Origin of the sequence: Streptomyces sp. NPDC008086 (genome assembly GCF_042957325.1) — a bacterium.
Lineage (GTDB): Bacteria > Actinomycetota > Actinomycetes > Streptomycetales > Streptomycetaceae > Streptomyces.
In genome coordinates this window covers 388,369-401,261 of sequence record NZ_JBIBIA010000001.1, presented here as the reverse complement: position 1 = coordinate 401,261, position 12,893 = coordinate 388,369, and the positions used below count along the sequence as shown (strand labels likewise).

Annotated in this window: 9 protein-coding genes and 1 pseudogene; 6 read left to right on the top strand and 4 right to left on the bottom strand. The window is 69.7% G+C overall.

All coding sequences use genetic code 11. The annotated features are described in order from the left end of the window. Nucleotides 1-201: 201 nt before the first annotated feature. The 6 genes and pseudogenes from ACFZBP_RS01755 to ACFZBP_RS01730 all read left to right on the top strand — a co-directional run. Nucleotides 202-402 (top strand): annotated as a pseudogene (locus ACFZBP_RS01755) (sugar phosphate isomerase/epimerase); the annotation flags it as partial. 647 nt (nt 403-1,049) lie between these two features. Continuing rightward, complete coding sequence (locus ACFZBP_RS01750) at nt 1,050-1,700, top strand: EboA domain-containing protein (RefSeq protein ID WP_391410321.1); 651 nt, start codon at nt 1,050-1,052, stop codon at nt 1,698-1,700. Continuing rightward, nucleotides 1,700-2,656: a TatD family hydrolase gene (locus ACFZBP_RS01745; RefSeq protein WP_391409309.1), complete on the top strand. Its 957-nt coding sequence runs from the start codon at nt 1,700-1,702 to the stop codon at nt 2,654-2,656. The genes ACFZBP_RS01750 and ACFZBP_RS01745 overlap by 1 nt, the downstream gene beginning before the upstream one ends. A gap of 3 nt (nt 2,657-2,659) precedes the next feature. Further along, nucleotides 2,660-3,829 carry a metabolite traffic protein EboE gene (gene eboE, locus ACFZBP_RS01740; protein ID WP_391409308.1) on the top strand — a complete coding sequence of 390 codons (1,170 nt, stop codon included), beginning with the start codon at nt 2,660-2,662 and terminating at the stop codon, nt 3,827-3,829. Next, the gene (locus tag ACFZBP_RS01735) at nt 3,826-5,388 is read left to right on the top strand and encodes an alkaline phosphatase family protein (RefSeq protein ID WP_391409307.1); all 1,563 of its coding nucleotides are present in this window, start codon (nt 3,826-3,828) and stop codon (nt 5,386-5,388) included. Before eboE ends, ACFZBP_RS01735 begins: the two co-directional genes overlap by 4 nt. Before the next feature lie 83 nt (nt 5,389-5,471). Then, a complete protein-coding gene (locus tag ACFZBP_RS01730) occupies nt 5,472-6,530 on the top strand; it encodes a TIM barrel protein (RefSeq protein WP_391409305.1) in 1,059 nt (352 codons plus the stop codon). 66 nt (nt 6,531-6,596) lie between these two features. Here the strand turns inward: ACFZBP_RS01730 and ACFZBP_RS01725 are convergent, their stop codons facing one another. The 4 genes from ACFZBP_RS01725 to frc form a co-directional block, all read right to left on the bottom strand. Then, nucleotides 6,597-7,988 carry an MFS transporter gene (locus tag ACFZBP_RS01725; RefSeq protein WP_391409304.1) on the bottom strand — a complete coding sequence of 464 codons (1,392 nt, stop codon included), beginning with the start codon at nt 7,986-7,988 and terminating at the stop codon, nt 6,597-6,599. Between the two features lies 1 nt (nt 7,989). Continuing rightward, nucleotides 7,990-9,378: an OFA family MFS transporter gene (locus tag ACFZBP_RS01720; RefSeq protein ID WP_383453136.1), complete on the bottom strand. Its 1,389-nt coding sequence runs from the start codon at nt 9,376-9,378 to the stop codon at nt 7,990-7,992. 120 nt (nt 9,379-9,498) lie between these two features. After that, nucleotides 9,499-11,643: an acetate--CoA ligase family protein gene (locus ACFZBP_RS01715; protein ID WP_383453419.1), complete on the bottom strand. Its 2,145-nt coding sequence runs from the start codon at nt 11,641-11,643 to the stop codon at nt 9,499-9,501. Nucleotides 11,644-11,647: 4 nt separating this feature from the next. Continuing rightward, on the bottom strand, nt 11,648-12,889 hold the full coding sequence (gene frc / locus ACFZBP_RS01710; protein ID WP_062716422.1) for a formyl-CoA transferase: 1,242 nt from the start codon (nt 12,887-12,889) through the stop codon (nt 11,648-11,650). Nucleotides 12,890-12,893: the final 4 nt, after the last annotated feature.

Here is a 12,893-nt window from a genome sequence, read left to right as displayed (position 1 = left end):
CCGGTTCACCGTCCCTTGCGACGCCCCGAGCGACCCCGCGGCTGTCGTCGGTCGCCCGTGCATGCGCGCCGCGTTCAACGCCTCACCGACCCTGGCCCCGCGAGCCGTCGACAAGGCTCGGTCCGGATCAAGGCTCACCGCCGTGGCCGTATCGGAACTCGCCCCGACCGGTTGGACGTACGCGAAGCAGGTGAGCGTCACATGAACCCCCTGCCCCGCCCGGCGCAGGCCCCCGGAGAACCGGCCGCCTCCCTCACCTCCCTCCGCTTCGGCTACGGCACCAACGGCCTCGCCGACCTCCGCCTCGACGACGCCCTGGCCCTGCTCGCCGACCTCGGCTACGCCGGCGTCGGCCTGACGCCCGACCATCTGCACCTCGACCCGTACGCCCCCGACCTCGCCCCCCTCTCCGCCACCGGCTACCAGGGCCTGACCGTCGTCGAACTGCCCCGCCACTCCCACCCCAGCCCTCACTTCGCCGAACTCTCCCTCCTGTTTCTCCGCCGCGCCGAGGCCACGGCCACCCGATCACCCGGACTCGTCCCACACTCCAGCGATCCCTCCGCCACCCGTGAAGGGAGCACCTCATGACCCACCCCCGCACCACCCCGGCCACCCCGGGCGCGGACACCGAGGCCGACGCGCGCACCGACACCCCGACAGGCACGGGCCTCCGCCAGGCCACCGGGCGCGGGCGGGACGCCGACGGCCAGGACCGATGGGCGGAGTCCAGGCCGGACCCTGACGGGCAGGACCGGTGGGCGGGGTCCAGGCCGGACGCCGACGGCCAGGACCGGTGGGCGGAGTCCAGACCGGACCCTGACGGGCAGGACCGGTGGGCGGAGTCCAGACCGGACCCTGACGGGCAGGACCGGTGGGCGGGGTCCAGACCCGACGTCGACAGCTGGGACCGGCGAACGGAGTGCAGACCGGATACCGACGGCGGGTCAGGTGCCGCCGGCCGGGCAGGCGCTGAGGCAGGCACCGCCGGGCACCGGGAGTCCACCTGGCCCTCTGGACCCGACCCGCAGGGCACGACCCTCGCCCTCATCCCGCCCGCCGACCTGCGCCGCCACCTCACGGCCCGTCTCGGCAGCGCCGCCCGCTCCTGGCTCCGCCGAGCCCTCGACGAGGCCGCCGCGCACCCAGGCACCCACGGCCCCATCTCCGTCTGGGAGCTGCGCATCGCCGAAGCCGGCCGCCGCTGCGGGGCCGACTACGCCGAAGCCGCCCGCGTCCTCATCCTGCACGCGGCCCGCGCCGACACGGACGCCGTCACCCGCGTCTACTCCCAGGGCACCGCCGCCGAACGCCGCGCTGTCCTGCACGCGCTGCCCCACCTCGTGCCCGGCCCCGACGCCCTCCCGCTCGTCGAGGACGCCCTGCGCACCAACGACACCCGCCTCCTCTCCGCCGCCGTCGGCCCCTACGCCGCCCGGCACCTAGACCCCCACCAGTGGCGCCACGCCGTACTGAAGTGCCTGTTCACCGGTGTGCCGGTCGATGCCGTGGCCGACCTGGACCGCCGCGCGCACCGAGACACCGAACTCGCCCGCATGCTCGGCGACTACGCCGCCGAACGCACCGCCGCGGGCCGCTCCGTCCCCGAAGACCTGCACCGCGTCCTGACCCTGACCGACCCCACAGCCACTCCGCCGGCCCTCCACGGCACCCGCGGCACCAACGGCAAGGAGTCCTGATGCGCCTCTTCGACCCCCACATCCACATGACCTCCCGGACCACCGACGACTACGAGGCCATGCACGCCGCCGGCATCCGCGCCGTCGTCGAGCCCTCCTTCTGGCTCGGCCAACCCCGCACCTCGGTCGCCTCCTTCCTCGACTACTTCGACTCCCTTCTCGGCTGGGAGCCCTTCCGGGCCGCCCAGTACGGCATCGCCCACCACTGCACGCTCGCCCTCAACCCCAAGGAGGCGAACGACCCGCGCTGTGTCCCCGTCCTCGACGAGCTGCCCCGGTATCTCGTCAAGGACCAGGTCGTCGCCGTCGGCGAGATCGGCTACGACTCGATGACCCCCGCCGAGGACACCGCCCTCGCCACCCAGCTCGAGCTGGCCGCCGCCCACGAACTGCCCGCGCTCGTCCACACCCCGCACCGCGACAAGCTCGCCGGTCTGCGCCGCACCCTCGACGTCGTCCGGGAATCCGCACTTCCCCCGGACCATGTCCTGGTCGACCACCTCAACGAGACGACCGTCAAGGAGGCCAAGGACAGCGGCTGCTGGCTCGGCTTCTCCGTCTATCCCGACACCAAGATGGACGAGGAACGGATGGTCGCGATCCTCCGCGAGTACGGGACCGAGCAGGTACTGGTGAACTCCGCCGCCGACTGGGGCAGGAGCGACCCCTTGAAGACCCGCCGGGTCGCGGACCTGATGCTGGCCGAGGGCTTCGACGCGGACGACGTCGATCTCGTGCTGTGGCGCAACCCGGTCGCCTTCTACGGGCTCAGCGGCCGCCTCGACCTCGACATCACGACCCCGGAAGCCACCCACGAGGGCAACTCCATCCTCCGCGGCGCCCCGAAGGACCTTGAGGAGTCTGACGGACTTGTCGGACCTGACGGACCGGCAGGCACACCGAGAGAACCGAGAGAGCGGCACGACCCTACCGGCGCCCCGACCCCGGGGGCGTGAGCCATGCGTTTCCGCCACCCCGACGGCTCCACCGTCCACCTCGCTTACTGCACCAACGTCCACCCGGCCGAGACCGTCGACGGCGTCCTCGCCCAACTCCGCGACCACTGTGAGCCCGTCCGCCGCCGACTCGGCCGCGACCGACTCGGCATCGGCCTGTGGCTCGCCACGGACGCCGCTCACGCCCTCGTCAGCGACCCGTCCGCTCTTCGCGCACTGCGCACCGAACTCGACCGGCGAGGCCTCGAGGTCGTCACCCTCAACGGCTTCCCGTATGAAGGATTCGGAGCCGAAGAGGTCAAGTACCGCGTGTACAAACCGGACTGGTCCGACCCCGAACGTCTCGACCACACCACCGCCCTCGCCCGCGTCCTCGCCGGACTCCTCCCCGACGACGTCACCCAGGGCAGCATCTCCACCCTGCCTCTCGCCTGGCGCACCGCCTACGACGAACACCGCGCCGAGACAGCCCGCACCGCCCTGCTCACCCTCGCCGAACGCCTCGACGCCCTCCAGGAACTGACCGGCCGCGACATCCGCGTCGGCCTCGAACCCGAACCCGGCTGCACCGTCGAGACCACCGCCGACGCCATCGCCCCACTCACCGCGATCGGCGACGACCGCATCGGCATCTGCGTCGACACCTGCCACCTCGCCACCTCCTTCGAAGATCCGCACACCGCCCTGGACGCACTCGTCGAAGCCCGCGTCCCCGTCGTCAAATCCCAGCTCTCAGCCGCTCTGCACGCCGAACACCCCCATCTCCCCGAAGTCCGCGAAGCCCTCGCCGCCTTCGACGAACCCCGCTTCCTGCACCAGACCCGCACCGCCACCGCCGCCGGCCTGCGCGGCACCGACGACCTCGGCGAGGCCCTCAAGGGCGACACCCTGCCCGACGCCTCTCCCTGGCGGGCCCACTTCCACGTCCCGCTCCACGCGGCCCCCGCCGCACCCCTCACCTCCACGCTCCCCGTCCTCAGGACCGCACTGGCCCGCCTCGTCGGCGGCCCGCACCCGCTCACCCGCCACCTCGAGGTCGAGACCTACACCTGGCAGGCCCTCCCACCCGAACTGCGCCCCCGAGCCCGCAGCCAGCTCGCCGACGGCATCGCAGCCGAACTCACCCTCGCCCGCGATCTGCTGACCGACCTCGGCCTGAAGGAGCTGCCATGACCGAGCCACTCGAGCCACCAGAGCCACCCGAGCCACTTGCCCCGGTGCACCCGGCGGACCCGGCGGACCCGGCGGCCTCGACAGAGACGGTCTCGACGGATCCGTTGGCGCCGGCCAACCCGACAACCCCGGCCACCCCACCCCGAGTCCGCCCAGCACCCCGCCCAGCCACCACCGCCAAACGCCGCCCCACCCCCCTCCTCGTTCTCGACGTCGTCGGCCTCACCCCCCGTCTCCTCGACCACATGCCCCACCTCGAGCGACTCGCCCAGTCCGGCTCCCATACCCCGCTCGGCACCGTCCTGCCCGCCGTGACCTGTGCCGCCCAGTCCACCTTCCTCACCGGCACCCACCCGTCGGAGCACGGCATCGTCGGCAACGGCTGGTACTTCCGTGACCTCGGCGACGTACTCCTGTGGCGCCAGCACAACGGCCTGGTGGCCGGCGACAAGCTCTGGGACGCCGCCCGCCGCGCCCACCCCGGCTACACCGTCGCCAACATCTGCTGGTGGTACGCCATGGGCGCCGACACCGACTACACCGTCACCCCCCGCCCGATCTACTACTCCGACGGCCGCAAGGAACCCGACTGCTACACCCGGCCGCCCGCCCTGCACGACGAACTCACCGAGAAACTCGGCACCTTCCCCCTCTTCCACTTCTGGGGCCCCCGCGCCGACCTGGTGTCCAGCCGCTGGATCATCGACGCGACCCGCCACGTCATCCGCACCCGGCGCCCCGACCTGGCTCTGTGCTACCTCCCTCATCTCGACTACGACTTGCAGCGCTTCGGCCCCGACGACCCGCGCTCCCTGAAGGCGGCCGCCGACCTCGACACCGCCATGGCCCCGCTGCTGGACGACGCCCGATCCGAGGGCCGTACCGTCGTCGCGCTGTCCGAGTACGGCATCACCCGTGTGAGCCGCCCCGTCGACATCAACCGCGCCCTGCGGCGGGCAGGGCTGCTCGAGGTGCACACCCAGGACGGCATGGAGTACCTGGACCCGATGGCGTCACGCGCCTTCGCGGTCGCCGACCACCAGATCGCCCATGTCTACGTACGCCGACCGGAAGACCTCGACGCGACCAGGGCCGCCTTGGACGGACTGCCCGGCATCGAGCAACTCCTCGACGACGAGGGTAAGAAGGCCCACCAGCTCGACCACCCGCGCTCCGGCGAACTCGTCGCCGTCGCTGAGCCGGACGCCTGGTTCACGTACTACTACTGGCTGGACGACACCCGCGCGCCCGACTTCGCGCGACTCGTCGAGATCCATCGCAAACCCGGCTACGACCCGGTCGAACTCTTCATGGATCCCCTCGACCCCTACGTCAAGGTCAAGGCGGCGACCGCGCTCGCCCGAAAGAAACTCGGCATGCGCTACCGCATGGCGGTCGTGCCCCTGGATCCCTCACCTATTCGCGGCAGCCATGGCCGCATCCCAGCGAGCGACGACGACGGTCCGCTCCTCATTTGCTCCACCCCCCGCGCTGTCGGCGACCGCGTCGCGGCCACCGATGTGAAGTCACTTCTGCTCCAACTCGCCGGTCTCTGCTGAGCGGTCAGCCCGCTCAGCTCCGACTGATCACAAGTGAAGCACTCACCACTGACAACGGCCCTCGATCACAGGGAGTTCCAGGCATGAGCCGCTTTTCCCAGACGGATCCCGAACTCACGCACCGCCTCACCAGACGAGGCATGCTCGGCGTGGCCGCGGGCACCACGGCCGCGGCCCTGCTGGGCGCCGCCGCTGCCCCGGTGACCGCCGCCCCGGGCGCCGCGTCCCCCACCGACGCGGCCTCCCGCGGCGCCGGCCGCGGCCGTCCCGTCCTCCCGCCCGGTCGCCTCGGCATCCAGCTCTACAGCCTGCGCGACAAGGTCTCCACGCTCGGCTTCGCCCCCGTCTTCGCCGAGTTGGAGAAGTACGGCTACGACGAGGTCGAGTTCGCCGGATACACCCAGGGCTCGGCCGGCCCCATCACCCTCGCTCAGCTCAAGCGGCTGGCGAGGAACCACGGCCTGAACCCGATCGGCAGCCACGTCGGCTACTACTCCGACGACCCGAACGCCTACACCTTCGCCCAGAACCTCACCAAGGTCCTCGACGACGCCCAGGCCCTCGGCCTGAAGCACATAGGCACCGCGTCCGGCCCGTTCCGCTACGGCTCCACCGTCGACGCGTGGAAGCGTGCCGCCGAGGAGTTCAACACCTACGGCGCCGCGGCGAAGGCGCGCGGCATGAAGTTCTACCAGCACAACCACTCCGAGGAGTTCTCCTTCGCCACGGACAACCCCAAGGTCCGCCTCTACGACGTGCTGCTCGCGGAGACCGACCCGGACCTCGTGTACCTGGAGATGGACATCTTCTGGGCGTACTCGGGCCAGTTCCGCTTCTCGAAGCGGCCCGACGGATCGGCCGCCCCCTTCGAGCCCCTGGACTACGTACTGAAGCAGCCGCACCGCTACCCGCTCTTCCACGTGAAGGACGGCGTCAGCGATCCGACCAACCAGTACGGCTACGACATGGTCGACGTCGGTGACGGCGACATCGACTACAAGCGGTTCATCTCCGCCGTGACCAGGCTGCGCGGGCAGCGGTTCGCCCACCACTGGCAGGCGGAGCACGACAACCCGGCCGAGTCCTTGACCTTCGCACGCCGTTCGAGCGCGCATCTGCACTCGCTGCGGGAGAAGTGCTGACGGTCCTCGAACCGACATGAGGAGGCCCTCCCCGAGCGGGGAGGGCCTCCTCACACGCGCGACCGGTCAGTGCACGGGATGCGGCACCGTCGCGCCGCGTCCCGGCTGGCGCAGCAGCAACGCGATGGCCGCGGCCACCAGCGACACCCCGCCGGCCAGCGCGTAGGCGCCGTCGTAGCCCCAGGCCGCGACCACCATGGAACCCAGGCCGCCGCCGAACAGGCCGCTGATCAGCTTGCCGCTGTAGACGAGGCCGTAGTTGGTGGCGTTGTAGTTCTCCCCGAAGTAGTCCGGGGTGAGCGCCGCGAACAGTGGGTAGAACGCGCCGCCGCCGAAACCGGAGAGGAAGGCGAAGAACAGGAACAGCCACTCGCTCCTGAGATCGCCCGCCCAGATCACGCCGAACTGGGCGAGACCCAGCACGACGATCACGAACACCAGCGTCGACTTGCGGCCCCACCGATCCGACAGCCAGCCCACGACACCGCGGCCGATGCCGTTGATCACCGCCATCACGCCCATCGACGACGCCGCGACCAGCGGACCGAAGCCCACGTCCTTGGCGTAGTCGACCTGGAACGAGATACCGAAGATCGACACCCCGGCGGTCAGTACGACGGACAGCCACATCAGGGGCAGAATTCCGGTCCTGATGGCCTCCCGGGGCGTGTACTGCCTCACCGCCGGAGGGTTCTTGGCGAGGCTCGCCGCGTTCTTCCGGTCGCCCGTGTGCGTCAGCGGATCGACGTCCGCGGGCCACCAGTTCTTCGGCGGGTCCTTGAAGAAGAACGCGCATCCCAGGACGACGATCATGACGTAGCAGCCGATCAGGTCCAGCACCCGGTGGTAGTTCGCGGTGTCGAACCCGTAGTTGAAGATGAAGATGAACGGCAGTGATCCGTACGCGAACCCGCCGTTGACGAACCCGGTCCGTGCGCCGCGCCGCTCGGGGAACCACTTGCCGACCATGTTGATGCAGGTCGCGTAGACCAGTCCGGCCCCGAGGCCGCCGACGACGCCGAAGCCGACGATCGCCAGCAGGACGTTGTTCAGGTGGGAGAGGGCGAGGAACCCCAGCAGGCACATGCCCGAGCCCAGATACATGGCCATGCGGGCCGTCAGGATGCCCTTCTCGCGCAGCCAGCCCGCCGGGAAGGCGATGCCGGCCTGGAAGAACACCCAGACGCTGAGGATCCAGAAGGTGTTGCTCTGCGTCCAGCCGTGCGCGTGGGACAGGGTGTCCTCGGCAGAGCCGTACGCGTATTCGAAGACGCTGATGGCCATCATGGCGATCCATGGGAGATACACCATGATCTTGCGGGAGTGGCCCAGGATGTCGCGGTCGGTCTCGCCGACCCGGTAGACGCGACCTCGTGAGTCGGTCACCTCGCGGTAGGGACGGTGTGCGGCGTCGGAGGGTGCGGACGAGCTGTTCGCTGCGTACGGATCTGCCGTCATGTCAGGCCATGTCCTCGCCGAGAGGTCGGGGGTTGGGTGCGATACCGCGCTTGTCCTTGTCGCGTCCCGGCGGGCTCAGGAACAGGGCCACACAGCCGGCGAAGAGCGAGATGGAGCCGGCCAGGATGAACGCACCGGAGTGCCCCCATGCGCTGACGACCACGGCACCCATGCCCGCGCCCAGACCGGAGACGAGCTTGGCGCTGTAGACCATGCCGTAGTTGGACGCGTTGTTGTTCTCGCCGAAGTAGTCGGCGGTCAGGGCAGCGAACATCGGGAAGATGGCGCCGCCGCCGAAGCCGGAGATCGCCGAGAAGATCAGGAAGAACGTCAGGTGCTTGCTCTCGGCCGACCAGAGGATGCCGTACTGGGCGAGGCCCAGGATGACGCAGACGGCGAGCAGGCACCGCTTGCGGCCGTAGAGGTCGGACAGCCAGCCGATCACGCCGCGGCCGGTGCCGTTGACGACCGCCTTCAGTGACATGGCCGTCGCCACGATCCCGCCCGCGAATCCGGCCTCCTCGCCGATGTCCACCTGGAAGGCGATACCGAAGATGTTCACGCCGGACGTGCACGCCAGACAGAACCACATCAGCGCGACCCGGCCGGTCTTCCAGGCTTCCAGAGGCGTGTACTGGCGCACCGCGGGCGGGTTCATCCGCAGCGAGCGCGCGGCGCGCGGGTCCTTGGGAGGGTTGAGCGGGTCGATGTCCGCGGGCCACCAGTTCTTCGGCGGGTCCTTGAAGAAGAACCCGGCCGCCCCCACCATCAGGGCGAGGAGGAGACCGACGGAGACCAGCACCCAGCGGAAGTTCGTCAGGTCCATGTAGCCGGTGAAGAGGAACACGAAGGGCACCGAGCCGTAGGCGAAACCGCCGTTGACGAAGCCGGTCTTGCCGCCCTTGCGCTCCGGATACCACTTGCCGACCATGTTGACGCAGGTGGCGTAGACCATGCCGGCGCCCATGCCGCTGAACATGCTGAAGCCGATGTAGGCGACGACGACATGGGGTGCGTAGGCCAGCGAGAGATAGCCGAGCAGAGTGCCCGCCGCACCCAGCATCATGGCGAAACGAGCCGGCAGCTTGCCGGACTCGCGCAGCTTGCCGGCGGGGAAGGCCACCGCGGCCTGGAAGAACACCCAGACCGTCATCATCCAGAAGATGTGCGCACTGGCCCAGTGGTGCGCGGTGTGGAGCGTGTCCTCGGCGGACGCGAACGCGTACTCGGCGGAGGAGATGCCCATCATGCCGATCCAGGGCAGGATGACCATCCACTTGCGTTTGCGTCCCATGATGTCGATGTCGGACTCACCGACGCGGTAGACGCGTCCGTTCTTGTCGGTCACCTCCCGAAAGGCGGCGACCCTTGGAACGTCGGTTGTGGTCATGTTGGTTGCACCCCTTGCGTCGAAAGTTCTGGCCAGCGCCCCCTGTCCAATGCCTTTCGTGTGCGCACGGGTCCCGGGGCCGGCCGACGCGCACCGTCGGCCGACCCGTGCTCCCTCACCTCATGAACCGCCCCCCAACAACCCCGCCGCCCGCGCCCACCGGTACTTGGCGCCCAGCACGGCCACCGGCTTCTCGGTCGTGTACGGGTACGCCACGACCCCCCGCTCGTACAGGTACTGGCAGGCCTCCTCGACCTCCACGTCACCGGCGAGCGACGCGACGACGGGCTTCTCCACGCCGCGCTCCCGGAACTCGGCCACCACGCGCGCGGTGAGCTCCGCGAAGACCATCGGGGGAGTGACGATCGTGTGCCAGTAGCCCAGGACCAGCGCGTGGATGCGCGGGTCCTCCAGACCGAGCCGGATCGTCGCCTCGTACGTCGACGGCGGCTCGCCCCCGGTGATGTCCACCGGGTTGCCCGCGGCCCCGAAGGGCGGGATGAACTTCCGGAATGCCTCGTCCAGGTCGGACGGGATCTCCATCAGGGACAGCCCGTTGTCGGTCACGGCGTCCGAGAGCAGCACACCGCTGCCGCCGGCCCCGGTGATGATCACGATGTTGTCGCCCTTGGGTGCGGGAAGCACCGGCAACGCGCGCGCGTACTCGAGCATCTCGTTCAGGCCGGGCGCCCGGATGACACCGGCCTGCTTGAGGATGTCGTCGTACACGGCGTCGTCGCCGGCGAGTGCCCCCGTGTGCGAGCCCGCCGCCTTCGCGCCCGCCGCGGTACGGCCCGCCTTGAGGACGACGACCGGCTTCTTCGGCACGGTCGCCCGCGCGGCCTCGACGAACGCGCGCCCGTCCTTGAGGTCCTCCAGGTGCATCGCGATGCACTCGGTGTGCGGGTCCTCACCGAACCAGGTCAGCAGGTCGTCCTCGTCCAGGTCGGACTTGTTGCCGAGTCCGACGATCGCCGACACGCCCGTCTTCGTGGTCCGCGCGAAGCCCAGGATGGCCATCCCGATGCCGCCGGACTGCGAGGTCAGCGCCACCCCGCCCTTGACGTCGTAGGGCGTGCAGAACGTGGCGCACAGGTCCTGCCACGTCGAGTAGTAGCCGTAGATGTTCGGCCCGAGCAGCCGGACCCCGTGCCGCTCGGCGATCTCCACGATCTCCGCCTGGAGTTCGTGCTCGCCGGTCTCCGCGAAGCCGGAAGGGATCAGGACGGCGTTCGGGATCTTCTTGCGTCCCACCTCCTCCAGGGCCGAGGCCACGAACTTGGCGGGGATAGCGAAGACCGCCACATCCACCTCACCGGGAACGTCCGTGACACTCTTGTACGCCTTGCGGCCCAGAATGTCATCGGCCTTGGGGTTCACCGGGTGGATGTCCCCGGCGAAACCACCGTCGATGAGGTTGCGCATGACCGAATTGCCGATCTTGCCCTGCTCGTTGGACGCCCCGATGACGGCCACCGACGCCGGCTGCATCAGCCTGCGCATGGAGGTGAGGATCTCCTCGCGCGAGTAGCGGCGGCGCGGCTTCGCCGTCGCCTCGGAGAGGATCACCCGGATGTCGGCGGCGACCGCGCCCTCCGCGGTGGCGATCACCGGGTTCAGGTCCACCTCGGCGATCTCCGGGAAGTCCGTGACCAGTTGCGACACCCGCCGGATCTGCTCGGCGACCGCCCACCGGTCGACGCCCGCCTGGCCGCGTACCCCGCGCAGGATCTCCGCCGACCGGATCGAGTCCAGCATGGACAGCGCCTCGTCGGCGTCCACGGGCGCCAGCCGGAAGGTGACGTCCTTGAGGACCTCGACGAGCACCCCGCCGAGCCCGAAGGCCACGACCTTCCCGAACGTCGGATCGGTGACCGCGCCGACGATGACCTCCTGCCCCTGCGGGAGCAGCTCCTGCACCTGCACGCCCTCGATGCGGGCGTCCGCGGCGTACGCGCGCGCGTTGTCGATGATCTTGTGGAACGCGGCCCGTACGTCCGTCGCCCCTTCGACACCCACAATCACGCCGCCCGCGTCGGTCTTGTGCAGGATGTCCGGCGAGACGATCTTCATGACGACCGGTCCGCCGAAGCGCGCCGCGTACGCCACCGCCTCGTCGACGTCGGTCGCGAGCTCCTCGCCCGGTACGGCGATGCCGTACGCGTCGGCGATCACCTTGCCCTCGGGCGCGGTCAGCGCCGTACGGCCCTCGGCCCGCACCGAGTCGAGGAGCGTCCGCACCCGCAGGACGCGGTCTTCGGCCATCACGTCAGATCACTCCGTTCGACTTGAGCAGGCGCAGCTCCTCGTCACCGAGGCCGAGCTCGCCGATGTAGACCTCTTCGTTGTGCTGGCCGAGCAGCGGTGAACTGGACACCTCGACGGGGGAGTCGGAGAGCTTCAGCGGGCTGCCGACGGTCACGAACTCGCCCCGCTCGGGGTGCGGCACGGTGACGACCATGTCGTTGGCGACCAGTGAGGAGTCCTCGATGATCTCCTTGGTGGACAGGATCGGCCCGCACGGGATGTTGTGCGCGTTGAGCCGCTCCAACACCTCCCATTTGGGCAGGGTCGAGGACCACTCCTCGATCAGCTGGAACATCTTGTTGAGCTTGGGCAGCCGGGCCTCCGGCGTGGCCCACTCGGGGTCGTCGGCGAGTTCGGGCCGGCCGATCAGCTCGCTGAGCGGCTGCCAGCCGACGGGCTGCACGATGACGTACACGTAGTCGTTCGGGCCGCCCGGCGCGCACTTGACCGCCCAGCCGGGCTGACCGCCGCCGGACGCGTTTCCCGAGCGGGGAACTTCCGTGCCGAAGTCGTCGTTCGGATATTCAGCAAGCGGCCCGTGTGCCAGGCGTTGCTGGTCCCTCAGCTTCACCCGGCACAGGTTGAGTACAGCGTGCTGCATGGCCACGTTGACCCGCTGCCCACGCCCGGTGTTCTCGCGCTGGAACAGCGCCGCGAGAATCCCCGCGACGGCGTGCACACCCGTCCCCGAGTCCCCGATCTGGGCTCCGGTCGCCAGCGGCGGCCCGTCCTCGAAACCGGTGGTCGACATCGACCCGCCCATGGCCTGAGCGACGACCTCGTACGCCTTGAAGTTGGTGTACGGGCCGTCCCCGAACCCCTTGATGGAGGCATAGACGATACGCGGATTGATCTCCTGGATGCGGTCCCAGGTGAAGCCCATCCGGTCGACCGCGCCCGGCCCGAAGTTCTCGACCATGACGTCGGAACGCCGGATCAGCTCGGTGAGGATCTCCTTGCCACGCTCGGTCTTGGTGTTGAGGGTGATGCTCCGCTTGTTGCAGTTGAGCATCGTGAAGTAGAGGGAGTCGACGTCCGGGAGGTCGCGCAACTGCTTGCGCGTGATGTCACCGGTCGGCGCCTCCAGCTTGACGACGTCAGCGCCGAGCCAGGCGAGCAACTGGGTCGCGGAGGGACCGGACTGGACGTGGGTCATGTCCAGGACGCGGATGCCTTCGAGAGCCTTGGTCGACGTACCAGTCATGAAG

What these genes read in the sequence shown, in the direction of transcription:
- ACFZBP_RS01745 (WP_391409309.1), top strand. Translation starts at nt 1,700, where the DNA reads ATGCGCCTCTTCGACCCCCACATCCACATGACCTCCCGGACCACCGAC.
- eboE (WP_391409308.1), top strand. Translation starts at nt 2,660, where the DNA reads ATGCGTTTCCGCCACCCCGACGGCTCCACCGTCCACCTCGCTTACTGC.
- ACFZBP_RS01735 (WP_391409307.1), top strand. Translation starts at nt 3,826, where the DNA reads ATGACCGAGCCACTCGAGCCACCAGAGCCACCCGAGCCACTTGCCCCG.
- ACFZBP_RS01730 (WP_391409305.1), top strand. Translation starts at nt 5,472, where the DNA reads ATGAGCCGCTTTTCCCAGACGGATCCCGAACTCACGCACCGCCTCACC.
- ACFZBP_RS01725 (WP_391409304.1), bottom strand. Translation starts at nt 7,988, where the DNA reads ATGACGGCAGATCCGTACGCAGCGAACAGCTCGTCCGCACCCTCCGAC.
- ACFZBP_RS01720 (WP_383453136.1), bottom strand. Translation starts at nt 9,378, where the DNA reads ATGACCACAACCGACGTTCCAAGGGTCGCCGCCTTTCGGGAGGTGACC.
- ACFZBP_RS01715 (WP_383453419.1), bottom strand. Translation starts at nt 11,643, where the DNA reads ATGGCCGAAGACCGCGTCCTGCGGGTGCGGACGCTCCTCGACTCGGTG.
- frc (WP_062716422.1), bottom strand. Translation starts at nt 12,889, where the DNA reads ATGACTGGTACGTCGACCAAGGCTCTCGAAGGCATCCGCGTCCTGGAC.